The organism is Methylocaldum szegediense (assembly GCF_949769195.1).
Lineage (GTDB): Bacteria > Pseudomonadota > Gammaproteobacteria > Methylococcales > Methylococcaceae > Methylocaldum > Methylocaldum szegediense.
The window spans coordinates 259250-284019 of record NZ_OX458333.1; the positions used below are offsets into that span (position 1 = coordinate 259250).

General features: G+C 57.7%; 18 protein-coding genes. 7 read left to right on the forward strand and 11 right to left on the reverse strand.

The genetic code is table 11. From position 1 onward, the window contains the following. Positions 1-4: 4 nt before the first annotated feature. Together QEN43_RS01145 and QEN43_RS01150 are read right to left on the reverse strand one after the other, a co-directional pair. Positions 5-841, reverse strand: a complete 837-nt coding sequence (locus QEN43_RS01145) for an HAD-IIB family hydrolase (RefSeq protein ID WP_026610466.1) — start codon at positions 839-841, stop codon at positions 5-7. After that, complete coding sequence (locus QEN43_RS01150) at positions 838-3300, reverse strand: sugar phosphate nucleotidyltransferase (protein WP_084162071.1); 2463 nt, start codon at positions 3298-3300, stop codon at positions 838-840. Before QEN43_RS01150 ends, QEN43_RS01145 begins: the two co-directional genes overlap by 4 nt. 225 nt (positions 3301-3525) lie before the next feature. On the opposite strand from QEN43_RS01150, the gene QEN43_RS01155 reads away from it, so the two are divergent. The 5 genes from QEN43_RS01155 to QEN43_RS01175 all read left to right on the forward strand — a co-directional run bounded on the left by QEN43_RS01155 (position 3526) and on the right by QEN43_RS01175 (position 11908). Continuing rightward, positions 3526-5943, forward strand: a complete 2418-nt coding sequence (locus QEN43_RS01155) for a sucrose synthase (protein WP_317963626.1) — start codon at positions 3526-3528, stop codon at positions 5941-5943. Positions 5944-5957: 14 nt separating this feature from the next. Then, positions 5958-6479, forward strand: coding sequence for a MarR family winged helix-turn-helix transcriptional regulator (locus tag QEN43_RS01160; RefSeq protein ID WP_202901143.1), 522 nt, complete (start codon positions 5958-5960; stop codon positions 6477-6479). 564 nt (positions 6480-7043) lie between these two features. Further along, the gene (locus tag QEN43_RS01165) at positions 7044-9566 is read left to right on the forward strand and encodes a mechanosensitive ion channel domain-containing protein (protein WP_051331721.1); all 2523 of its coding nucleotides are present in this window, start codon (positions 7044-7046) and stop codon (positions 9564-9566) included. A gap of 254 nt (positions 9567-9820) precedes the next feature. After that, the gene (locus tag QEN43_RS01170) at positions 9821-10177 is read left to right on the forward strand and encodes a TRL domain-containing protein (RefSeq protein ID WP_026610468.1); all 357 of its coding nucleotides are present in this window, start codon (positions 9821-9823) and stop codon (positions 10175-10177) included. A gap of 933 nt (positions 10178-11110) precedes the next feature. Then, a complete protein-coding gene (locus QEN43_RS01175; protein ID WP_026610469.1) occupies positions 11111-11908 on the forward strand; it encodes an HNH endonuclease in 798 nt (265 codons plus the stop codon). A 938-nt stretch (positions 11909-12846) separates the two neighbouring features. On the opposite strand, the gene QEN43_RS01180 is transcribed toward QEN43_RS01175, so the two are convergent. From QEN43_RS01180 to QEN43_RS01200, 5 genes are all read right to left on the reverse strand, one after another. Beyond that, complete coding sequence (locus QEN43_RS01180; RefSeq protein ID WP_026610470.1) at positions 12847-13398, reverse strand: hypothetical protein; 552 nt, start codon at positions 13396-13398, stop codon at positions 12847-12849. A gap of 93 nt (positions 13399-13491) precedes the next feature. Next, positions 13492-14643, reverse strand: coding sequence for a patatin-like phospholipase family protein (locus QEN43_RS01185; RefSeq protein ID WP_162144305.1), 1152 nt, complete (start codon positions 14641-14643; stop codon positions 13492-13494). A 179-nt stretch (positions 14644-14822) separates the two neighbouring features. Then, positions 14823-14996, reverse strand: a complete 174-nt coding sequence (locus QEN43_RS01190; RefSeq protein ID WP_036268885.1) for a YqaE/Pmp3 family membrane protein — start codon at positions 14994-14996, stop codon at positions 14823-14825. A 222-nt stretch (positions 14997-15218) separates the two neighbouring features. Continuing rightward, on the reverse strand, positions 15219-15956 hold the full coding sequence (locus QEN43_RS01195) for a hypothetical protein (RefSeq protein ID WP_026610471.1): 738 nt from the start codon (positions 15954-15956) through the stop codon (positions 15219-15221). Between the two features lie 84 nt (positions 15957-16040). Beyond that, positions 16041-16613 carry a MarR family winged helix-turn-helix transcriptional regulator gene (locus tag QEN43_RS01200; protein ID WP_317963627.1) on the reverse strand — a complete coding sequence of 191 codons (573 nt, stop codon included), beginning with the start codon at positions 16611-16613 and terminating at the stop codon, positions 16041-16043. Between the two features lie 495 nt (positions 16614-17108). On the opposite strand from QEN43_RS01200, the gene QEN43_RS01205 reads away from it, so the two are divergent. Next, complete coding sequence (locus QEN43_RS01205; protein WP_051332097.1) at positions 17109-18473, forward strand: KamA family radical SAM protein; 1365 nt, start codon at positions 17109-17111, stop codon at positions 18471-18473. Between the two features lie 564 nt (positions 18474-19037). On the opposite strand, the gene QEN43_RS01210 is transcribed toward QEN43_RS01205, so the two are convergent. After that, positions 19038-19337, reverse strand: coding sequence for a hypothetical protein (locus QEN43_RS01210; RefSeq protein ID WP_026610474.1), 300 nt, complete (start codon positions 19335-19337; stop codon positions 19038-19040). 945 nt (positions 19338-20282) lie between these two features. Between QEN43_RS01210 and QEN43_RS01215 the strand changes: the two genes are divergently transcribed. Then, positions 20283-21248 (forward strand): IS481 family transposase, encoded by a 966-nt coding sequence (locus QEN43_RS01215; RefSeq protein ID WP_317963628.1) that lies wholly within the window; start codon positions 20283-20285, stop codon positions 21246-21248. Here the strand turns inward: QEN43_RS01215 and QEN43_RS01220 are convergent. From QEN43_RS01220 to QEN43_RS01230, 3 genes are all read right to left on the reverse strand, one after another. After that, a complete protein-coding gene (locus QEN43_RS01220) occupies positions 21221-21865 on the reverse strand; it encodes an FAD-binding oxidoreductase (protein ID WP_051331724.1) in 645 nt (214 codons plus the stop codon). The genes QEN43_RS01215 and QEN43_RS01220 overlap by 28 nt on opposite strands. A 302-nt stretch (positions 21866-22167) precedes the next feature. Next, on the reverse strand, positions 22168-22980 hold the full coding sequence (locus tag QEN43_RS01225; protein ID WP_036268894.1) for a substrate-binding domain-containing protein: 813 nt from the start codon (positions 22978-22980) through the stop codon (positions 22168-22170). Then, a complete protein-coding gene (locus tag QEN43_RS01230; protein WP_084162438.1) occupies positions 22977-24767 on the reverse strand; it encodes a methanol/ethanol family PQQ-dependent dehydrogenase in 1791 nt (596 codons plus the stop codon). The genes QEN43_RS01225 and QEN43_RS01230 overlap by 4 nt, the downstream gene beginning before the upstream one ends. Positions 24768-24770: the final 3 nt, after the last annotated feature.

The window sequence follows — 24770 nt, forward strand, 5'->3', positions numbered from 1 at the left end:
GGTTTTACCGCCGGATGTCTCGCTTGGGTTTCGCTTCAGCCTGAGCGGGCGGCCACAAGCCGTAGTGGCGAAGTCCCTCGATGATGCCGTCGCCGTAGAATGCGTCGGCGACAAACAATCGGGCATTCTCGCGACGCTTCCGTTCTTCTTCAGCCTGAGTTCGGACGTGCTCGGGGGTGTTTCCCACCAGTACGCCACACACGCCGGAGAGCAGGGCGTCGAGGTCGTTTCCCGAATCTCCCGCGAAGAACACGCGGTCGCCGTTTAGCCCGTAGCGTTTGGCGATATACCACAAGGCGTGGGCTTTCCCAGCGTTGGCGGGAATGATGTCGAGCAGGGCGCGTCCCGTGGGTTCCTCGACGCTGGCGACCAGTTGTAAATCGCTTCTGACCGCTCGGATCCGATACGTGATCTCCGTCCACAATTCCCGGCTGATGGGTTCCGGGTAATAGAGGCTGAATTTGTGTGGTCCCTGCTTTTGCGGTTCCTGCGGAACGAGGCGCGAGAGCTTATAAAGCGCGCGGCGCAAGGCTTCACGGTCGAGCGGCGGACCGAGGCGGCTTTGCCATTCGCGATCGACGGCGCCGGTCCGGTCGTAAACCTCCGTGCCGACATTGCAGATCCACCAGGTGGGCTGCGACAGTCGGAATGCCGCTTGACCCTGTTTGGCCAGAGCCCGATATCGTCCGCTGACGACACACACCGGGCAGTCGGCTTCGAGCAGGTCCTGAAGCAACGCCTGAGTGCGTTCCAAACAGCCGGGTTCCGGCGGTTTGCCGGTATTGGGTAGTAGCGTGCCGTCCAGATCAGACGCGAACAAGAACGGAAAGTCCGCTGTCATGGAATCAGGCTCCGTACGCGCTGAGCGACTTCTTGTTCCAGTTGTGCAAGCCGTGCCGTGTTGGCTGCTTCCATGCTGATTTCCAGTTCCGGCGCGTCCGCACTGGGGAGGACGTAAACCCAGTCGCCGTTCAGATCGAGGCGCACGCCTTCGGGAGCGGCGTTCAGGCGCGCTTCCGGACGCTGGCTCAGCTCGCGCATCACCCGCCCGATATGATCCCAGGGGCACTGCAGAACGAAACGCCGACAATGACTGATCGGAATCTGGCGCTCGAAATCGTGCAAGGTCAGATGTTCCCTGCCGAGGAATTCGAGCAGCCGGAGTGATGCCGCGACCGCGGCGTAACCCAGATAGAAATGAACGAAATGCAGCCACACGCCCTCGGTCTGCATGGATTTCTTGACAGTGTTCAGTTGAGCCGCCGGCTCTTTGTGCGTGATAACCACGCGTCGTACTCGGGCGTCCGCCAGTTCCGCCAGGAATTTCGGATGATCGGGCGGGAGGAAGACCGGCTCCTCGGGCGGCGCGCCGATGATGAAGGCGGCGGTTAGAAGTTCCTGCGTCCGTTCGGCGCGGTGTATCGTTCCTAATTCGTCGACCAGGGTTAGTCGTTCCCCACCGCGCTCGATGATCAAGGCGATCTTTCGATTGAGGCGGGCGATTTCCGCGATGCGTTCGTAAGGGATGGCCGGAACGTCGGAATTTTCTTTGTAGTCGCTTTCGAGATGGTGCAGGGCGTTGCTGCCGAGCAGGTCGCTGAGTATCCGCGCTAAATTGCTTTCCCGGCAGTAATGGAGCACGCGGTCGATCCAGGGCTGAGTGGCGGTTCTACTCAAATGCTGCCGGAGATGATCCGCATACCGCTCGTCGACGCGGCCGGGATAGCTTAGATTGCCGACGTTTTCGACGGACACCTTGGGAAATTCGGCCCGATGGAACATGGCTTCGATCTTGCGGCGCGCGCTGCGCAGCAGGGGCATACCATCGGCGTCGAAAAGCTCGATCACGGCGACGCTCGGGTGTTCGTCCGAGATGCGGATGTGAACGCCGCCGCTTAGATGGCGGCCAAAGCCGGTGATGAAGCACGTTTCCGGCAGGCTGACTTCTTCCAGATCGTCGATATTGACACCGACCGCTAATAGGCCTGAGATGAACGCCCGTTTGATCAGCCGGGAGAACGGGTGCCCGTCGCGCCCGACTGCGACCCGAGCGCCGCGCTGAATCCAACTGCCGAATGCCTTGCCCAAAGCCGCCGCGTATTCCGGCGTGATGTGGAGGTTGGCCAATCCGCTGACACCGCGCGATCCGAAGATCGAAGGGCGCAACAGCGATTCCCAAACCAGGTTTTCACGTATCGTCGTATTGCTATTCACCTCCTTGTCCGGCCAGATCGAAACGCCGGGCATGACCACGACCTGACGCCCGAGGTGGCTGCGTGCGCCGATAATCGCATCGTCGCCGATTTCGCAACGCGCCTCGATGACGGAACTGCCGCCTACGATGCAGTTGCGCAGATCAGCCGATTCGCCGATGAACGAGTTTTTCATGATAATGCTGCGGTTCACCGTGGCCCTGGCGTCGATTTCGACATCGGGCGCGATGACGGAATACGAGCCGATTTTGACGCCGGACCGAATGCGCACGTTTTCGCCTATCCAGCAGGGTGAGCCGAGTTCTGCGTCCTTGGCGACGCGAGCTCCGTCACCGAGCCATATTCGTTCGCCGATCAGGTTTCCGCCCAGCGGAAGGCGGACTTTCCCGTCGAGAAGATCCCAGTGCGACTGTTTCAGCTGTTCCAAGGTGCCGATATCGCTCCAGTAGCCCTCTGCGACATAGGCGAACAGCGGAATTTCCTGTTCCAGAAGTTTTGGAAAAAGATCGCCTGCGAAATCGTATGGGATGTCGTCAGGTATGGCTTTCAAGATTTCCGGTTCTATCAGATAGATGCCGGTGTTGACGGTATCGCTGCAGAGTTCGCTGAGCCCGGGTTTTTCCACGAAACGGACGACACGGTCGTGGTCGTCGGTCACGACGACCCCGAATTCGCCGGGGTCGGATACCCGTTTGAGGCATAGGCTAACTTTGGCGCCCTTGGCCTTGTGAAAGGCCCAGAAGGCTTCGAGATCGAAATCCGTGAGCGCGTCTCCGGCTATGACGAGAAATGTCTCGTCGAGGAAATCCGCGCCGAGTTTGACCGACCCGGCCGTTCCCAGCGGTTTGTGCTCCAGGGTATAGCGCAGGCTCACACCAAAATCGCTGCCATCCCCGAAATGGTCGCGGATCGCACGCGGTCGGTAATGCAGCGTCGCCAGTAGGTCGTCGAAGCCGTAATGAGAGAGGTGGCGTACGATGTGTTCCATGATGGGCTTACCCAGTACCGTCACCATCGGCTTGGGTATGTTCTCGGTAATGGGCCTTAGCCGTACCCCCTGACCACCGGCAAGAATAACTGCTTTCATGAGTTGATCTCCTGCTCCGAGTCGGCTTCTTTGTGATACTCCATAATTTGATTTCAAAATGTTTCATGGGATTTGTCAATCGCACCAGCCCCGAATGGCGAGCCGACAACGGGTTTCATATCTTCCTGATTGATAGAATGAACCGGCCTCGGGAATTGACAGGGTAGGCCGCCTGAATAATTATTTGATGTCAAAATAAATGACACCGAAAAACGGAGATCCTGAATGAGCGAAAGAGCGCGCAGCGACGATTTGATCGAGCAATTGCGAGGTTTCCTGGATGCTTGTCCGTCCGTGGGTCACCGAGTGCTCCATCAAATTAAGAAGTTGGAACGCAGCTTTCTGCAGCGTTCGGAACTCTGCGACGCTTTCGCCGATGTTTGCGCCGCGGAGGATGTTCCGGACGGACTCAGGCAATCGCCTTTGGGGAAAGTCATCCGCTTGACCCAGGAAGCCGCGGTCAATGATGCTTGGGTCTATCTCGCGGTCCGGGTTCGTATCGCGTCCTGGCGCTATGTGCGTATCGCGCTTGAAGGAATGGCGGTCGAGGAAGTGACGGTGCGGGATTTCCTGCGCTTCAAGGAATGCCTAGCGTTGGGCCAGCACGACTTCGACGAATGGCTGCTGGAGATCGACCTGGGGCCGTTTTCCCGCGAGTTTCCCAAGCTGCTGGAAGCGCGATCGATAGGTCGGGGCGTGGAGTTTCTGAATAAACATCTATCGCTACAATTGTTCGACGAATTGGGTGAGGGCGGGGAACGAATTCTGAATTTCCTAAGGATTCATTCGTTTCGAGGCCAAACCCTGATGCTCAACGAACAGATCAAGAGCGTCAGCGATTTGCGCCGGGCGTTACGTCGGGCCGACGAGGTGCTCGCCGGCCATGAGCCTACCGCTACATGGGAGGATGTGGCGGCGCCTTTGCGTGCCCTGGGATTCGAGGTTGGCTGGGGACGCGAGGTCGCCAGAATACGGGATACCATGAGCCTACTCCGGGATCTTCTCGAAGCGCCCGATCCTAGGGGATTGGAAACGTTTCTGGCGCGTCTGCCCATGGTGTTTTCTCTAGCCATCATTTCTCCGCACGGTTATTTCGGTCAGGCGAACGTGCTAGGCCGACCCGACACCGGCGGACAAGTGGTCTACATCCTCGATCAGGTACGCGCCCTGGAAACCGAGATGCGATCCCGCCTGTTCGAGCAAGGACTCGATATCGAGCCGCAAATCGTGGTGTTAACCCGGTTGATTCCGCAAGCGGAAGGCACCACCTGCGACCAGCGCCTGGAACCGATCTCCGGTACGCGCAACGCGCGCATACTGAGGGTGCCGTTCCGCAACGCGTCCGGCGAAATCGTGACTCATTGGATCTCCCGGTTCGAAGTGTGGCCCTACCTGGAGCGCTATACGCTAGATTCGGAGCGGGAACTGCTGGCGGAGCTGGGCGGGCGTCCGGACCTGATCGTGGGCAATTATTCGGACGGCAACCTGGTCGCGACCCTTCTTTCGCAACGCCTCGGCGTGACCCAGTGCAATATCGCCCACGCTCTGGAAAAGACCAAGTATCGCCACGCCGACTTGTTCTGGCAGGAAAACGAAGCCCAGTACCATTTCTCCTGTCAGTTCACGGCGGACCTGATCGCCATGAACGCCGCCGATTTCATCATCACCAGCACCTATCAGGAAATCGCGGGCACCCGCGAAAGCGTGGGACAGTACGAGAGCCATACCGCGTTCACCATGCCCAAGCTGTTCCGGGTCGTGAACGGCATTGACGTCTACGACCCCAAGTTCAACATCGTTTCGCCGGGCGCAGATGCCGCGGCCTATTTCCCTTATACGGCGGTGGAGCGCCGCCTGCCTCACTTGCATACCGAAATCGAGCAATTGGTCTTTGGCGTCGACGAGCGAGTTGACGCTCGCGGCGTTTTGACCGAGCGCGACAAGCCGCTGTTGTTTACCATGGCGCGGCTGGACCGTATCAAGAATATTGTCGGACTGGTGGAATGGTTCAGCGCTTGCGAAGCGCTGCGGAAGGAAGCCAATCTCTTGGTCATTTCGGGCCACGTGGATCCGGAACGTTCGTCTGATACTGAAGAACTCGAACAGATCCGGTGCATGCACGCCTTGTTCAACCGCTACGATTTGGATCGGCAGGTGCGCTGGCTGGGCCTCAGGTTGCCCAAGGATTTGGCCGGCGAATTTTATCGCTATGTGGCGGACGGCCGGGGAGCGTTCGTCCAGCCGGCCTTGTTCGAAGCGTTTGGGCTGACCGTGATCGAAGCGATGGCTTCGGGGCTTCCCTGTTTCGCCACTTGCTTTGGAGGTCCGTCGGAAATCATCGAGGACGGCGTCTCGGGCTTTCACATCGACCCGAATCATGGAGATGCGGCGGCCGAACGCATCGCTCGCTTTTTCGAGAGAACTCGTCAAGACCCGGAGTACTGGAACCGGATTTCGGAAGGGGCCCTTAAGCGGGTCGCTGAGCGCTATACCTGGCAGCACTATGCCGAGCGCATGATGACCCTATCTCGGGTTTACGGGTTCTGGCGCCATGTGACCGATTTGGAGCGACGGGAGACCCAGCGTTATCTTCAGGCCTTATACAGCCTACAATTCCGCCGCCTGGCCCAGGCTATGGCCTGATGTCGATTCGGAGCATGAACGAACGTATGGAAATCAATGAACAAGTTTTGATTCAGCTGCGGCGGATCGTCCGTGCGCTCGATCTTCAATCCAAGCAGTTGCAGAAGGTCGGACTCACTGGATCGCAATTGATGGTGCTGCGCGCCTTGTCGAAGCAGGGACCCTTGACGGCCAACCAACTCAGCCAGGCGGTCAATCTGAGTCAGGGAACCATCACCACGGTGCTGGACCATCTCGAACACAAAACCCTGATCCGGCGCGAACGCAGCCCACAAGACAAGCGGCGCCTGACTATCACCCTCACAGAGCCCGGCCGCGATGCTCTGCGGCAAGCGCCTTCGCTGTTGCACGTCAACTTCTTGGATGCTTTCCGGCAGTTGAGCGATTGGGAGCAGACCCTGATTCTCTCCAGCCTACAGCGGGTCGCCGGCATGATGGATTGTTCCCAGGCCAAGCCCAAACCAGTGCTTGACCCTGAATGTATCGAAACGGGCTTACGGTACCTGACCGACGATACCGAAGATGCGGGCTGTTGAAGAGCCGGTCTTCGGGAGGGATCTCAGGCGCTGCGGTCAGCTTGAGGAGACTCTGAGTTAGCCTTTTTGGCCAACGAAATGCACACGCGGGGATCGCTCGTGGTTCCGCACGGGGGTGCGTTGTGATTGGCTTGGGGGAGGACTGTTGGCTCAATCCGTTGCACAGATCGCTTCTTTGGACGCGAAACTTGGAGCCCATCCCGGTAGGCTGTTTGCCAGGAGTCCTTCGGCTCCTCTTAGGACAGGCTCGTCGAACAGTTTATCGAACGCGTTGGGATAGGCTCCGATCAGACTCAAGCCAGCATTGGATACCAGCTGGAGATCGCTAGGCCTTCATTCCCAGCCATTCTCCCAGAGGGAGAAAGGAGTTTAGCCCCGCGCCCACCGGAAAGGGGTGGGTGAGGGTATGCGGCGGCGGAAAGGGCATTGCGGCCATTTCAGAAATGCAACCGCGGTTTATTGGCTCGGAGTTTCCTTGATTCGCCTGATGTCGCCTGTATTCCGCCGTGGACTACGAAAGTTGAGTTGATCCGAACCAAGAACACACCGAATAGGGGGGTATGGATGGTTCTTCCGAAAAGAACCCTGCATCGAATCGTGATCGAATTCTCTCTGGGGCTGCTCGTATTTTGGCTGGCGCAATCGGCCGTCGCGCAAGATGCGGCTCCGCAGGCCCAAATTGGGTCCGAGGCGGCAAGGCCGAAGTCTTCGGCGGAAGACTCTTTGAGCCGCACAGATCTCATCAAAGCCGCCCAGAAAGATGTCGCGTCCGCGATGCAGGCGGCCGAAAAGGCCCTGGCGGAGGATTCCAAGGCTTCGGGTTCGGATAAGGCGGTTGTTTTGCGCCAACTGGTGGCGACGCTGAAGCAGTTCGATTCCATTTACGAGCGGCAACTCTCGGCACAGCAGGAAATCGAGGCGCTTTCCATTGAGGAGCGGAAGTATCAGGAGGCCGCGAAAACGTTGGAGACCAGCGATACCCCGGTTTCTGTGAGCGAACTGGATACGGTGGCGAGCGAATTGGAGACGCAGAAGGCGCGTCTACCCAGCCTGAGAACCGCCGTCAATCAGGCGAGTACCCAAGTCGAACAGGCGCGGCAAGACCTGGCCGAAAAACGGGAAGCACTCCCTGTCGAAAATAGCGACGAAGAGAGCGTTTTACGAGATGTGAACTCCGACTCCGTGCGGGCGCAAATGGCCCGGTGGGAACTCAAGCGGGCCGAGGAAACCTTGCGGCTTCGGGAGTTGGTCCTAGAGCGAGAAAAACGGAAGCTGGCGGTCGCCGAAGCAGCTGTGGAGCTGCTTAATCGGCGTCTCACTCTTATGGCTGACCGAGTGACATTCAGCCGTGAGGAATTTGACGACCGGCTGCAGCAGATCGAGAAGGAAGAGCTCGAACTGAAGCGCGAACTGAAAAAAATGGATGCTCAGCAGATCGCCAACGAAAGCCGGTTGCGCGACGCCAGACAGCGGCTCGCGAACGCACCGTTGAACCGACTCGGGGAACTGTCGGAAGAAGTCGAGGCGAGGCGTTTAGCCAAAGAATCGCTGGAAGCGAAGATGTCCGGCTTGAACAGGCGTCTCGAGTTACTCGAGATGCGGAAAACGGCTTGGCAGCGACGGCACGCTGTCATCAACGGAATAGGAAAACCGGCGGAATGGGTGTCCTGGAAGGCGGAAGCAGCCGATGCCATAGCCGCGCTGGAACAAGAGCAGCGTGCCGTGATTCTCCTGCTCCAAGACTGGAAAAAGCAAGCGATCACGATCGAGAACAAGATTTCCAATTTGGATCGCGAAAGCGGAAGTTCAGTGCGCTGGCTGGAGCAGCAACTCCAGTCCGTGCAATCGCTCCTCGATCACCTGCGGGATCAGGACGCATACATCGAGAAAACCCAAGCCCTGCTGAAAAAAGTGGTCGAGTCGGTCAACGGCCGAACGGAGCATCAGAGCTGGCACGAGTTGCTCGAGCTGGTTCTGGATACGCAGTTCAACGGCAACCGGGTACGTGATTGGGGAATGGCGCTGATGGCGGTATGGGGACTTTTCAGCGTGCTCGTACTCGTTCGGAATTTTCTGATCGGCGCGCTGCAACGGTACCTAGAACGGCGTCGCAACGCGCTGGTCGGAGAATTCTTCGCTGGCGTCAGGCAGACCCGCACTCTGGTCCTGCTCATGATCTCGGTGTACGTGTCGACGCTGCTGCTGGATCTGGACCCCATGGTCAACAGCTTTATCCGCAGACTGACGATCGTGGCAGTGCTCTTCCAGGTTTCTACCTGGGTGAGCTATTTCCTTAGAGTCTGGGTTTTCGATTATTTAGGCCGAAAAACCAAGCGTGACCAGACGAGTCTGGGCGTGCTTTCGATTTTCAACTCACTGAGCCAGTTGACGGTTTGGTCATTGGCACTGCTTCTGGCCCTACAGAGTTTCGGCGTCGACGTCACGGCGCTCGCGGCCGGTCTCGGTATCGGCGGCGTCGCGGTCGCTCTGGCGCTGCAACGCATACTCGGCGATCTCTTGTCCTCGTTGTCCATCGCTTTCGACAAGCCCTTCGTGACCGGCGATTTCATCATCTTCGACGACCTTCTCGGGACGGTGGAGCACATCGGGATCAAAACGACGCGTATCCGGAGCCTTCATGGGGAGCAAATCATCTGCGGGAACAGCGACCTGCTCAATACTCGGATCCGCAACTTCAAACGCATGAAGGAACGGCGCGTCGCATTTGAAATCCGAATCGTTTACCACACCCCTTACGAAAAACTCGTCAAGGTTCCGACGCTCTTACGCAATGCCGTCGAGGCCCAAGCCAACGTGCGTTTCGATCGCGCCCACTTTAAGGCTTACGGTGAGTTCGCGCTGGAGTTCGAAGTCGTTTACTACGTTCTGAGCGCCGATTACAACGACTATATGAATGCACAGCAGGCGATCAATTTGAGGATTTATGAATCGTTCGAAAAAGAGGGGATACAATTCGCGCTTCCCGTCCGGTCGTTGTACCTGCAAGGCATGCCCCGAGGCGGCGAGACAGAGCTGTCTGGCCTTGAAACCGGCGGCGAAAAAACACTGGCCCAGCTGCGGGCGTGATGATGGTGCGACTGCTCGGTGCGTGAAACGGATCCGAGCGGGCGGGGTGGCGGTTCGATCTTGAAGCTGTGGAATGGATGTACCGAAATCGATACCGCCGTTACGGACTTGTGCGTATCGATGGAGGCCGGGCGGCGCGGTAACCTGCTCTGATTCGATAGCTTCGGCACTGAGGCCCTGCGACACCTAACATAGTTTGCCGCGAGTGAAGGGCCCCCGACCGAAGGCGCCACAAATCGGCGAAGGAGGGAGCTATGAAATCGATATGGAACGTTGGCCGAGTCACCGCAGCGCTAGCCACCATTCTACTTTTATCCGGATGCGTGTCCGGCCCCAACATGCCCTGGTTACCGGCAGGCGCAATTACGACCGATATGATCGTTCCCGGTCAGGTGGTCCCCAGCGGCACTGGAGGCCCCACGGGACCGGGCTTGCGCCAAGGTACGGCGAGCTGTAAGGCGGTGCTGTTCATCGCCGGTTGGGGAGATTGCAGCATCCAGGCGGCCGCGGCTGCGGGCGGCATCACGCACATCAGGACAATCGACTGGCGATACGAGAACTATCTTGCCCCGATCTTTTACCGTTACACGCTGATCGTTACCGGGGACTGATCGCCGCATTCCAAGCCCGGTAAGACCGACCGCGACGCGAGCCGCAGAACTTGAAGCATTAGCGTCGCCAGGCCGGTATCCGCCTACGCCTTTCGAATCCCGCCGCAGTCGGGCTTCGAGCACGCGCGAAGCCTAATGCCCGCGCGCGTAACATCGCCAGGCTTGTCTCGTTGCGTCACGGATGTTTTTGCGTCCGAGCTGTCGGCACTATCAGGTGCACCGGACTCGCCCTTACCCCTTCCTGCATGGAGATTCCTACGGTATCACGGCCCGGTGGCTATGCTTGTTATGGATGCTGCTGCATTTCTGGTAGTTGTGAGCCGGTAATTCTTTACCTTGAGCCCGATGACGTTGAGGCTCTGCAGGCCCCTGTCGACTATCCGGCGGAAGTGTTGCAGGCAGTGGCCGCGTGTCGCTTTGCCTATATCGAATATACGTTAGTTCGAGATCGCCTCAAAGCCTTGGTGGCTGGAAAGCGCGAGCAAACGATATTTGGAGATAGAAGATACTAGAAGGCAAAGGATGGCGGATTATCAGGATTTGGAGTATAGACTGGTTTAATGACCGAGAAAGGGAGAAGGCGAGGGTTTTGCGTCAGCTAGAAGAAATGAAGGCAGCGGCAGGCGATTGCTCATCAGCACAACTTGATTTAAAGTTTTTTAGAAACCGAGTGAACTGGGTATATAGATAGAATCTGTAGCCTGATAAATTCCAGGTTTAGGTAGGTTTATCTTGGTAATTAAAGTCGCCCCTGTCTTCCTAGCATACTTATGGGATTTTAACAAATAGTCTTTATATTAAATAGCAGTGGATTGGCTGTCAAAACTGTCCAAGCTTAGAGTCGACAGAGCGTCAAAAACGCCCGCACCTCATAAGCCACTATTACTTCTTGCCATTATTGATCAGATCGAAGAAGGCATAATTCGATCTCCGGTGGTTCATCTGACTCCCGAGTTGGCATTTCGATTTCTCGCTTACTGGCAAGTGGTTGCTCACCGTGGACGCAAGGTGGGACAGGTCGAGCTTCCGTTCTTTTATCTTAAAAGCGATGGTATTCTGTCCCATGTTGCGCATCCCGGGCTTGAATCGGCTCTGGAGGTTATTCGTCCGCGTTCCGTCACGGCGCTGAACCGCGTAATTTCCCATGCGGAATTGGTCGGAGACCTTTATCAATTTTTGACCATTCCAGAAAACCGCGGCGATGCCCGGCGAGTATTGATAAACGGCAATTGGTTTTTTCCCGAGGAAAAGTTTGCACTCGCGGAAGCGCTTGGAATCGATTTTGGCGCTTTGTCGAAAACGAGCGATTTGGAAAATAAACGAGATTCAGCCGTCACCGGCCGTGATGTGAAATTCAGGTTGCAAATCGTTCCCCTATATGGATATACCTGCGCCCTTTGCAAGCTCAAGGTATTGCTACCCAATGAAACCACAATCGTCGAAGCCGCACATATACATGCTTACTCCAGGAGCCGGAATGACGATGTCAGCAATGGCATAGCGTTATGCAGAAATCATCACTGGGCATTCGACCAGGGATTATGGACGCTTAGTCCTGACTATCGGGTAATCGTGGCGGTTGGACAGTTCGACGAGATGGGGCCGGAACATGCTGGGCTTATTCACTTCGATGGCAAAACTATCGATTTTTCTTGGCTGCAACCGGCCTTTCGTCCGAGCATAAAAGTACTGGAATGGCATTACCACCGGTGTTTCCTCGGCCGAACTTGAGAATAGCAAGGCTCCCGCCAATTTTTCGGAAATGCTGAAGTTCGGTCATCAACTCGATCCCCACCCGACGATCCATCGGAGTGTACCTGCAAGATTGAGCGGCGAGTTTGTCAAGACTTGCTGCGAAACGGCTAAAACGGCATGTCAATGCACTTCGAGAAAGGCCTGCGTGGTTTTCGCCGTATCCGGAGAGCATCGCGGCACCAAAAAGTCTTCCGTGACGAGAGGCATGCCTAATTCGCGGGCCAGAGTGACAAAGTCACAGTCATAGACCCTGCACCAGCTGGAAGCGGCCAACTTCCAGACGCTCTGCGAATCGCACGAGTGCTCGTGATCGGCAAGAAAAGATTCGGCTATCACTTCGGTGATTTGCTCGAGCGTACTCCCAGGTGACTGGCAATGGGACAAAGCCCGCCTCAATTAGAGGTTCCGGCAGACAACACTGATCGATCTTGAGTTTTCCCAGAGCTGATTTGATGCTGATTTCCCATATCGAAGCCGCACTTGTCTAAACCGCATCTGCACGATCGATCTCGGCACGCGCCTTATTGGATAAGGCAGCATCTCGTAGGGAAGGTTCGCCATGATCCAGCGAGCGACTTCTGCCATGTCCTCATCCCGCACCAAGAAATCCACTGCCGCACCGAGTCGGGGGTAGATCGGCTTGTCTTTCCGGTTCACTTCGTGGGCGGCGTGCTGGTCGAGCTCTGGGAGCGACGCGGGCGGGAATTTGTTTGGCGAGCTTCGGCGAGCAGAAGCCGTAGCTGAGCTCGATCATCCCGAAGCAGTCGATCCCCAGGTCGAGAACGTGGACGGCGACGGCTGCGAAGCCCGCCCCTAAAGGCAAGCCTCAGCAATGAGGCGAGTAAATTGACTCGCAACCAATAGCTTTGGCGATCATGAAGACGCCGAGCGCCGTGAACGGCTTCGCGGCGTGTTTAAGGAGCGGGATGGAAAATCTCTTCGGGATCGCTTAGGGCGTTACCGACGATCAGGCTGGTGTACCAGGTTGGACGGTATCGCCGTGTGTCGGCCAGATATCGGAGCGATACGCGGGTATCGGCGTTTTCCCTCGAAAACACCGCGACTCTTCCGGTTCTGGCCTGCTCCTCGGTCAACGTCCATTCGCTGCCCAGGCAAGTACCGACGGCCTTCTTGCCTTCCTCGAAACTCTGCCGGGCAGCGGCTTCGCCGGTTTTGTTCCAAAGGCAGTAATAATGTTCGTTGCCGCTCCATCTCCATACCTCGCAGGCCGTATCGGGAAAAATGCTTTCCGCGTCCCAACGGTCGCCGAGGCGGTGGATGCTCTTCGGGCCTTTGATGTTTTCGAAACGGTTGTCGGCCGAGGCGATGACCGCTTTCAGCCGGGAACAGGCGTCGACCTCGCTTGTCGCTTCCCGCCGGCCGGGTTGGCTCGCGCATGAGGCGGCCATCACGGCAAGCACCGGCAGAATCGTGCGTAAGCCTAGCGCACCGAGTCGTACGTCCATGTCGTTTTCCTCTCGTCAAAATCCATACATTCGGAGCTCGATGTGGCGCTATTCCGATTCCGCCGCGGCTTACTAGCGCTTTGCTTGTTCCGCTCAGGGCGGCTGGGTACGCCAACTCGACGGATTCGCGCCCATGCACTCCCCGAGGTCGGCCAGGGCATCCATTGTTTCCTTTACGAACACGCCGGGTTTCGGCGGCGTCCAATTCCCGGGAACCGCGATGACCCGGATTTCGACGTCGGCGCCTCTTTTCAGCTTCGCAACCTCGGCCAGTGCGTAAAGATGGCGTAGCGCGTTGACGGTGGCCGATTGAGTCGCCAGGTTGGTGCTACGGAGCATGATGGCGGTCCAGGTCGGCCGGGTGATTTGCGGCAAGAATCGGAACTGGTTGTTGAGAATGACCCAGAAACGCTGCTTGGGGATCGGCAGGTCCGGGTAAGTCTTTTGCCAAACCGCCGAAAAACTTTCTTCGTCGGGTGTTCTTGCGCCATACAGGATATTTCCGGTCACGCCGCCATCGACATACAGCCGGCCGTCGATCTCGCGTGGCGGGAACACGCCGGGAACCGCGGCCGAAGCGAGGAGTATTTTGTGTACCCGATCCACGTCGCCGGTTCGAAGGGCATCTCTTGCTTCCTTGACGATGTCCCAGACGCGCATCTCCCCATCGTCGAGATTGGTGGTGTTGACCAGCAGCACACGGTTGCGCTTGCCTTCCTGGACGACGCGGGTCAAGAAATCCGAATTGACCGTTTCGGTGATATCGTGCTCCAACCCCGGAATGCGGGTGAACGATGCGTAGCGCGGGAGAAAGAACAGTAGCCCTCGAAGTTTCATGATGTCCGGAACCGGTTCTCGGTACATCCTCAAAACCTCATCGATAGCCCAGTCGGTTCCGACGAACGCGAACGGGGCGATCAAGGCGCCGGTACTGACACCGGTCACGACGTCGAATTCGGGACGTGCCATCGGGCCTTTCGGAACCCGTCCCCAGCCCTTGAGAAAGCCCGCGCCGAAGGCTCCCCAATCGCCGCCGCCGGAGATCACGAGGGCGTCGAGCACCGGCGGTTCGGATGTGACGCCCATTGCATATTCGTCGTACTCCTGCTTGACTCGCGTGACTAGCCGCGGCGTAAATTCCTTGATTTCCGCTTTGACCAGACGGTCGCTGGCTTCTCGGGCGCTGAGCAGTTCCTGCTGCGAAAGCGACGGACGAAAAGCCGGCCCGCAGCCCGCAACCAGCACGGCCAAAACGAATAGGAAGCATTTGAGCAGGTCCTGGACGCGGACCGGCGCAAGCAGATCAGACCGCGTTGTGATGGCGGTAAATACTAAGCCAGCGCGGCATCGTCGGCGACCGGCCGGCTTCCTTCCGTCAGGGCGAGAGTTTTTTTTGGGCCGAATAGACCCCACAGCCACGCTCGTCAACGGGTAAGAATGATGTACAGGGCGTGGATGATTCCCGGGATGAAGCCCAGCATCGTCAACAGAATGTTCAGCCAGAAAGCGCCGGCGAGTCCGACTTCCATGAAGACGCCCAGCGGCGGGAGAAGGAAGGCGAAGATGATTTTGAAAACATCCGTGAAAGTGACCGTCATAGTAAGACCTCACGCTGAATGTTCGGCCGGATTAATGAAGCAACCGGGCCTAGCCTTTGCGGACGGGTTCGCATACGGAAGCTCTGACCAAGTCGCTCGACGAGCCTGTCCTGAGCCTGTCGAAGGGCCTGTCCCGAAGCTAATGAAAAGGCACGGCCGGCATCCATTTGTTCAGAGCTTTCTTAATTTGACCGCAACCGGTGCGAAAGATCGCCGTTCACGTCATTGAATAGGAATTCGGATCGGCTGCATCGCTCGTCCCGAAGTATCGGTCAGGCTGACTACGAGCGTTCCGGCCGGCATTGGCTCGAATTTTTGAAAATAAAGCCAGCCCTCCAACCATCCGGCGGGATACAACACGCCCTCCGGTAGGGCTCGCCGCATCATTTCGAGATTCGGCAGCTTGGTATACTGCCAGTACTCTGAAAGGCGCTGGTTGTAAGTACGGTCGTAGGGAAAAGGGCCGTCGTGAACCGGGATGTCAGGGTAGAGCGACCTAAGGTACGGCGCCACACGGAAATTCCGAAATTGGAATAGCGGATCCCGGATCGGCGGATACGCTTGGACCGTCATCCTGGGCAGCTTGCCAGGAGCCACCGGGCCGGTGTCCTTAGACTCGATCGGAAAAACCGGCAAGGCGGAGAACTCGCTCCAAGTGGGCGCGGCATACACCTTGAAGTCGCTATAGCGGATAAGGACGGGGTCGCTACCGCGATTTTCGATCTCCAAGCGTAGGGGGGTGGCTGTGAACTCGATGGTTATGCCGCCGGGCCACGATTCCGGTCGGGCATCGATCCGGATAGGAGCCATGTCCGAGGCGATCTTTTCCTGCTCGGCACTTAACGGTACGGGTTCCGTAGGGGACCAGTAGTCGCCCGAATCGCGGCAGGCCATTAGCAACAGAGGGATCGCGGGCCATGCAATCGCGATGAACGCCGGACGTCGACTCCGAAGTTCCATGTCCAAGACCCTCTCGATTTTTCGGGCCACGCAAAATTTAGGCCGGATCGCGGCGGCAAAGTTCGAGCATGGCGCGGGGCCGGCTCATACAAGCTCGGTTTGCCGCGGCTTGGGCGGGGGCAGTTGCGATTCCGGTTCGTCGCCGCTGATATTCAAGGGCTGTAGGGCGGCCTGCTCGTCGTTGATATGCATGGCGTCGACCAGGGTGTTCAGTCCATCGTTCAGGGCGGTCAGAACGGAGACTGGCAACTCGGTCAACGCTCGCAGCAACAGGCCTTGTCTGGGTTCGGGCGCTCGCTTCACTAGGGTTTGCCCCGCTTCCGTTAAATAAAGGCGCACGACCCGTTGATCGCCATCGGCGCGTTCCCGTCGGACCAAGCCTTTCTTGGTCAGCTTGACCAGCAAATTGCTGGCCGTCGACTGATGTACCGCCATCGCCCGTGCCAGTTCGGATACGTTCATTCCGGGCTGATTCGACAATTCCGACATTGCCCAGAGCTGGGCGTGACTGACCCCGCAGCACGATTCCACCCACTGCGAATGCTGTTGTACGGCTCGGAAAATCAGACGAAAGCGTTTGAGTGCCTCATGAGGTGATGGTCCTGGTTCGGCGTTTTCGGGGGAGTCTTCGTTGCACTTGTGTTCGATTGTGTTCATTCGGTCATTATCCAAGTTCCATCAAAGTGTTATGAACGCTCGCCGTAACACGGTTCACGGGAAAACGCCGGTTTTGGGTTGCGGGGTCATCGGAGAGCGGACGGCATTCGGAGCGCCAAGCTTAGACCGCTTCTCCCGATGTTCGTTTGCATAAATCATTTTTGTGCAAATATACTTACCGGCCGGTGAGGAGCCTCGATGATGTGCCGGCGCAATGTGAAAGTTTTTTGCCCTCTTTCTCATGAAGACGCCTGGACGCCGGGTTTCTCACCCGCTTCCCATGCAAGTCGTCTTTCATAAAGTGGCTCAAAACAGGGGGACAACCGTAGGGCCAGGGGGACGACCGTAGCGCGGCCCGGACATCGTTTCGTCCGATCGAAACTCGTCCGTTGGCGGCTTTGCGGCAATAGCCTTGGCGAGATGGAAGCACTCGATTCAGGTGCACGTCTCAATGCCTACTCTTTCAACTATAACGAAATTCTCGGCGGAAGTATCATGAGTACCTCTCCCAAGAAAATCTTCACGAGAATCGATTCTACGCGCTATACCGCGTACAACCTCGGAAATTTTCGTGAAATCCCGCAGATCGCACGGCTCAGCGAGGAGCAATTGTTCGAAATTGAGGTCGTGGGGCGAGTGCTCCCCTTCAAGACGAATAACTTCGTGGTCGACAAACTGATCGACTGGGACAAAGTCCCCGACGATCCGATGTTCGTGTTGACTTTTCCGCAACGCGAGATGCTTTTGCCGCACCACTACGAGGAAATGGCGCGTCTGGTGAAAGCCGGCGAGAGTTCGTCAGTCATCCGCGAAGCGGCGGATCGTATCCGACTGGAGCTGAATCCCCACCCGGCGGGCCAGTTGGATCTCAACGTCCCCTACTTAGACGGAAAGCCTCTGCACGGCATGCAGCACAAGTACCGTGAAACGGTGCTGTTTTTCCCAAGCCCAGGGCAAACCTGTCACGCTTACTGCACCTTCTGTTTTCGCTGGCCGCAATTCGTCGGACTGTCTGGCTTGAAGTTCGCGAGCCGCGAAGCGGAGCAGCTGGTCGCTTATCTGAAGGCGCACCCGGAAGTGACCGATGTGCTTTTCACGGGTGGCGATCCGCTGCTCATGTCGGCCCGGCGGTTGGCGGATTACCTGGAGCCGCTGATCGCGGCTGAGCTGCCCAATCTCCGGCATATCCGGATCGGCACCAAGGCGCTCTCTTATTGGCCTTACCGCTTCCTCACCGACGCCGATTCCGACCACATAGTCTCGTTGCTTCGGAAAGTGGCCGCGAGCGGCAAACATCTGGCGATCATGGCGCATTTCAATCATCCGCGCGAACTGGAACCTCAGGAGGTCCAGCAGGCGATCCAGCGGCTGCGCTCGACAGGCGCGGTGATTCGTACTCAATCGCCGGTACTCCGTCACATCAACGACGATCCGGCGCTCTGGGCGCGGATGTGGAATATGCAGGTCGATCTCGGCTGCGTTCCCTATTACATGTTCTTGGCACGGGATACCGGCGCTCAGCACTATTTCGCCGTTCCCCTGGTACGCGCCTGGGAGATTTTTCGGGAAGCCTACCAGCGAGTGAGCGGTCTCGGACGCACGGTACGGGGTCCCAGCATGTCGACCTGCCCCGGAAAGGTTCAGGTTCTCGGTGTAGCAGAAACGAAAGGGGAAAAGGTCATCACGATGAGGTTTCTCCAAGGGAGAAATCCCGACTGGATTCACCGGCCTTTTTTCGCGGAATACGATGACAAGGCAACGTGGCTAGACGAGCTCAAACCCGCGTTCGGACAGCCGAGGTTCTTCTTTGAGGAAGAACTGGACCGGATCTATCGGGAAAGCGCTTTTGCGTCGTCATAGGGTTATTTCGAGTCGCAAAATAGCCCGCGGATCCTGGAGGCGAAAACTTACGAGGAGGCCGCCGCAGCGTCCAATCAGCGTGAGGGCGTGTTTTTGTGGCCGGAGAACGGTTGGCCCCGCACGCTGCCACCGCTCTCGCTAATACCGCGCTGGGCTTGGGCTATGGCCTGATTCTGATGGGCTTCTACGCCCTGCGCCCGCCGGTAGGCGCGGTACAAGACCTCTCTGGGCACTGGCCGACTTTGCGATGTTTTTTGCCACGCAAACAGTCAGTTTTGATTCTTCCGAAGGCACCTCTTGCGACTGCAAGGGTGCTTCCTGCCCTCCAAGAAGACCGTTCGCGATTGGAAGGGTTGTTCGGGCGCTCCCCGAATGACCGTTTGCGATTGGAAGGGTTATTCGGGCGCTCCCCGAATGACCGTTTGCGATTGGAGGCGCATCATTCAGCGCATCCTACGACTCGACTAGCAAAGCTTCTTGTATTTTGGCGCGGAGCGCGGCGGCGATTCATCGGCCGCCGAAGTACCATGCCATGTTTCCGTCGGCTTTCGTGTCCGGAATAGGCTAGCAATTTTGCCGAGATTGCCGCTTCAACGCACGTAGCAGGATTGTGATGGGCAGCGCGAATATTGCGGCAACGACGACGAAAACAAGACCGGCAATCTCTCCGCCATCGGCCGTGGCGCTGGCGGTCCTATCAACGCTGTGCTCGGAGCCGAAAACGGAGACGAACATGAGCACCAGCCCGAAAATGCCCAAAGCTAGAACCAGCAGAATCCCGAGCCACTCTAGGGGCCCCGACGGACGCCACGAGAACAAGGCGCAAGCGCTCAATGCGGCGAAGGGAAGACCCCACAGAAACATGCAAATCCGGAGGTACAAAGGACCCGCACCAAGTCTCGAACGTAGGCGAAAAGCGCTTTCACGGCGTCCTGACTCCGTCATTCGGCTCGGCGAATAGATCCTTATCATTCAGTTCAGCATCTCGAACCACTCGCCAAAGGCGATAGGCAAGTCGGCCCATGCGAGTAGTTAGGTCCTTTGTGCAAAAGCTCGTGCTCCGACAGCCAAGACTCATAATTCCTCTTGATGATGTAGCCACGGAAGCGGGATGTGTCCGGAAGGGAGGTTGAGTACACGACAGCCCATAGCGGGACCAGCCGGTGCCGCATTTCGTTGGTCGGGCTCGGGGTCACGCCGTCATCGGATTCGATCAACGGCAAGTACGGGTTAATGGGTATCCCGGGTTTCTTCAGGATTACCTCGGAGGGTCCTTCTTCGTTTTTCCTGGGTTATCTTGCTGTTCTTTAATGCACGTTTCACTGGCTGCGACGCCGCTGGTAGGGCGTTGTTCGGTCGAGTTCCGTCGCTTTGCGACTTTCACACCGGCGATCTTTGTATCAGCCGGCAACTCTTTGATTTACTCGTACAGTTGCCTCAATACGCAATAACAATGGGTGTGCCAGTTCGTTAGTTCGAAGCTTTCCGCGATGAACACACCGAAGGATCGTCACTCCCTCGAACGCATCTGTTGATGAAATCGGCACCGCATTCGCCGCTAGTGAGCCTAAGGCTAGCGATCCCAAGGTCCCAATTCTTCCTTGTTAACCCGGCCCGTAAATAGCGGCCGGGCTAATCCGGGGCAGGGATGCCCCGGCGTGGCAACAAGCCGCGTGGGCCCAGGCTGGACGCGTATCGGCCTGGGTGTCGCGTCTCGTGTGATTATTTACCGAGAAGGAGTTATGCTCTGTTCGAAGCCCGGAGCCTTCTCCAGGAGATATTCGGTTCGTCCAAGTGAGGTTTCTCTCCATGCAGATTCGTCTTCATAAGAACGCCCGTACCACCCCGGCCGTTCGGCAGGCCATTCAAGCGTCCACGTTGAGCGAGCGCGCCTTGGCCCAAAAGCATGGCATTAGCCGAACGACCGTCCGCAAGTGGAAACACCGCTCCTCGGTCGAAGATGCCTCACACCGGCCCCACACCCTCAGAACCACGCTCACGCCCGCCCAGGAAGCCATCGTGGTCTACCTCCGCCAAGCTCTGCTCCTCCCCTTGGATGATCTCCTGGCCGTGACCCGGGAATTTCTCAATCCCGCCGTGTCCCGTTCCGGGCTAGACCGCTGCCTGCGCCGCCACGGGGTGGCGTCCCTCAAGACCCTGCTTCCGCCTACAGAGAAGGCGAAGGTCAAACCCTTCAAGGCCTATGAGCCCGGCTTCCTTCACCTGGATGTTAAGTACTTGCCCGCCATCGACGGCGAACCCCGCCGATACCTGTTCGTCGCCATCGACCGCGCCACCCGCTGGGTCTATGTCGCCCTCAAGCCCAACCGCACCGCCTTAAGCGCAAAGGACTTCCTCAAAGCGGTGATTCAGGCCGCGCCTTTCCGCATCCAGAAATGCCTGACCGACAACGGCTCGGAGTTTACCGACCGTTTCCTGACCCGAACTCGGCAGCCCTCGGGGACGCATGAGTTTGACCGCCTCTGTACTGAACAAGGCATCGAACATCGCCTGATTCCGCCGGGCCGGCCCCAAACGAATGGCCTGGTGGAACGCTTCAATGGCCGCATCGAGGAGGTGTTGCAAACCCATCACTTCGATTCAACCGCCGATCTGGACACCACCCTGCACCGCTATGTCGAGCTGTACAATCATCACATTCCCCAAAAGGCCTTACGCCATCTCACCCCGATCCAGGCTCTCAAAAACTGGCAACTGTCCCATCCTCATCTTTTTCGAAAGAAGGTTTACGATCTTGCGGGACTTGACATGTAGACCACTTCGGATTTTTCCACCACGCGGTCGTCTACTAATTGCAGGGTCACATCCACGATGATGCCCAACAATCCCCAACCACCGATTGCCGCACGGAAAAGATCGGGATGTTCCTCCCGGCTGACATTGAGGATTTCTCCGTCGGCGGTGAGTATGCGGAAAGATAAGACGTGGCTAATAATCGCGGGATAATCGATGGATTTACCGTGGACATTGGCAGCCAAGGACCCGCCTATCGAAAAGACATCGAATTCTTGCTTGGTGGAAACACCGAGTCGTTTCGGTTCCAATACTTTGGTTACCTGTTCCCAAGTGGCGCCGCACTGAACTCGCAGTGTTTTCTTGTTTTCGTCCAACTCGATAATCTGGTTCAAAGCCATCATGTCCACCATGATGCCGTTTTCGAGAAACGTCTGGCCCACTGCGTTATGGCCAACTCCGCGAACGGATATTTTCAGATTATTTTTTCGAGCGTGTTCAACGATAGTGCGCAGGTCTTCCTCGGATTTGGGTTGGGCAATGGATTCGACTTTGGCGCGCTTTATTCGTCCCCAATCGGTCACGACTTTGCCGGGTTGGAAAAGATCTGTTTTGGTCGGAGTGGGCATGGTTTCCATGATTAACCTTCTTTTTGTTTGTTAAAGGTATAAGAAGCACAGCGGCTGGGTTTCCGCAAAGCTTCAACCCAGCTCCAGGACTGATTATGAATCAGCACCTGTTCGGTAAAATGGCCCCCTTCCATTTACCAACCATGGAGTATCCGAAGTTGAGTGCCTGACGGTATCGGATAGCCGGATGAATGCGTAAGGCCGGAAATTAGCGATTAGTTTACGTAGCTTTTTCCGGATTTGAAATGATACGCGTGGCAGGAGTGGCCTTATGGTTTTTCGGAGCGGTTTTCCGGCTTAATATGCGTCGCTTACCGCGGCTCGATGAGCGGCACCCCGTATTTCTTAAGCAGTGCGGTGATTTGACTGCGCTTCCGGGCCAGCACTTCGTCGAGCGCGGCCCGCAACGGCTTGTCGTCTTTTCGCACGCCCATCGCGATGGAGAATTCGAAAGGTTGAGCTTGGGGTTCGTCGGGCGTCGGCAGCGGGACGACAGCCAGCTTGGTCGGCTGGCGCTTGGCGAAGTAACCGGCCAAAGGTCCCCAGGCGATGGCGACATCGATATCGCCTCGGGCGACCGCCTCGATCAGGCGTGCCGGCGGATTGGGCTCCCGGTAGTCGCCGTAAATGCTGTAGCCGACGACATTCTGAATGATGCCACGCCGGGCCAGAGCTTCGGCGGGAGGCGGATTGCTGTAGTCGTCGCCGATGAAATGCAGACCGATCTTGAGCGTCCGAAGCTCCGAGGCGTCCAGTGAGCGCAGGGTGTAGCCGGCGTCTTTGCGATAGACCAGGGCGTAGCTCGAGCGGTAGTAGGGGCGGGTCGTCAGTACCCTCTCGAACCCGCTAGGTACGCCCATGACTACGTCGCAGCGGCCCGCGTTCAAGGTATTCCGGAAGAAGCCGCGGCGCTGTGCCCACCAGGTGTATTCCAGCTTGCGGCCAAGCTCCCGGGCGATGATCTCCGCCAGGCGATTTTCGAAGCCTTCGCCGCGCTGGTTGGAGAAGGGCAGGTTGTTGGGATCGGCGCAAACGCGCAGTGCTTTTTTTCCCTCGGTGGCATAGGCGCTCGCGGCAACGGCCAGCGATATTGCTAGAACGATGACGCGCAGTCGTCCGATCATGGCGACTCTTCCGGCAGCGCGAAAACGTATAAGGTGCCGCCTTCGCCAGTGACCTCAGGTAAATCCTTCGTCGCGCCGACAAAGCCCAAGGCGCCATAGGGAACTCTGGTGTCCAGCTGTCCGGCGACTACTGCGCCAGCCCAGCCGCCGACGCCGGCCAGCACCGCCACGTATTGCTTGTCGTCGGGTCCCCGGTAGGTCACGGGCTGGCCGATCACACCGGAGCCGGTCCGGAATTTCCACAATTCCTGGCCGGTCTTGGCGTCTACGGCCTTGAACCAGCGGTCCATGGTTCCGTAGAACACCACGTCGCCCGCTGTGGCAAGGGCCCCGCTCCAGGCGGGAAAGTCTTCCTTGATTTCCCAGACCTTCTGGTTTCGAACCGGATCCCAGGCGGTAAAGAAGCCGCGGTTGCCGCCGGGACCCGGTTTCATCGCGACTTCGGCTCCGATGTAGGGCGTGCCGGCGATATAGCCCACTTCCATAGTTTTCATGTCGAAGCAGAGATTGTTGTGGGGCACATAAAGATGGCCGGTGCGAGGGGAATAGGCCATGGGTTGCCAATCCTTGCCGCCAGGCGGGGCAGGGCAGATGTCTTTCACAAACTTGCCGAGCTGCGGGCTCTTGGCCTCGTTCAGTTCCGGCTGGCCGGTCTTCAGATCGACGCGCTTGACCGTGTTGGTATAGACGAACGGTTCCGCGGAAATGATTTCGCCGGTCAAACGGTCCAGTACGTACATGTAGCCGTTGCGGTCAGCATGGACCAACACCTTGCGATCCTGACCGTCGATATTCAGGTCGAGCAGCACGTTCTCGTTGACGCCGTCGTAGTCGTAGAGATCGTGCGGATTCCATTGATAGGCCCAGCGCGCCATGCCGGTATCGGGATCGCGAGCGAACACCGAGGAGGTCCATTTGTTTTCGCCGGGGCGCTGTACCGCGTTCCAGGGGCCGGCATTGGAGGTGCCGTAATAGATCAGGTCGGCTTCCGGGTCGTAGGAGATCCAGCCCCAGACCGTTCCGCCCCCGATTTGCCACGCCTTCTCGGAGGGCCAGGTGGTCGCCCCGAGGTTTTGGCCGCTTACGTAAGGCGGCTTGAAATCCGGTCCGATCAGGACGTCCTCGTCCGGCCCGGTGCTGTAGGCGCGCCACAGAATCCTGCCGCTGCGGGTATCGAGCGCGGTGATCCAGCCGCGTACGCCCATCTCGCCGCCGCTGTTGCCGACTAGAACCTTGTTCTTCACCACGATAGGGGCCATGGTCATGGTTTCGCCCCTGGCGATTTCACCCAGCTTGGTTTTCCACACTTCCTTGCCGGTGGTGGCATCGACCGCCACAGTATGATTGTCCAGCGTGTTGAAGAAGATTTTTCCCTCGGCGTAGGCCGCGCCGCGGTTCACGACGTCGCAGCAAGCCACCCCTTGCGCGGCGCGGCTGGGATTCGGTCGGTAAACCCACTTGATTGCGCCGGCTTGCTTCAGGTCCAACGCGTAGAGGATATTGGGCCAGGGCGTGACGACGTACATTGTGTCCTTGATGACCAACGGCGCCGCCTCATGGCCGTTGAGCACGCCGGTCGAAAAGGTCCAGGCAACCCGGAGCCGCTTGACGTTGTCGGTATTGATCTGATCCAGTCCGCTGAAGCGGGTATTGGCGTAATTCTTGGCGGCCATGACCCACTGGCTGTCATCCCGCGACAGGCGGACGATCTCGTCTGAAGCCGGAGCGTCCGCCAGCTTTCCCGAACAGGCAACGAAAACCAGCCAAAGTATCTTGGATCGGATCATCCG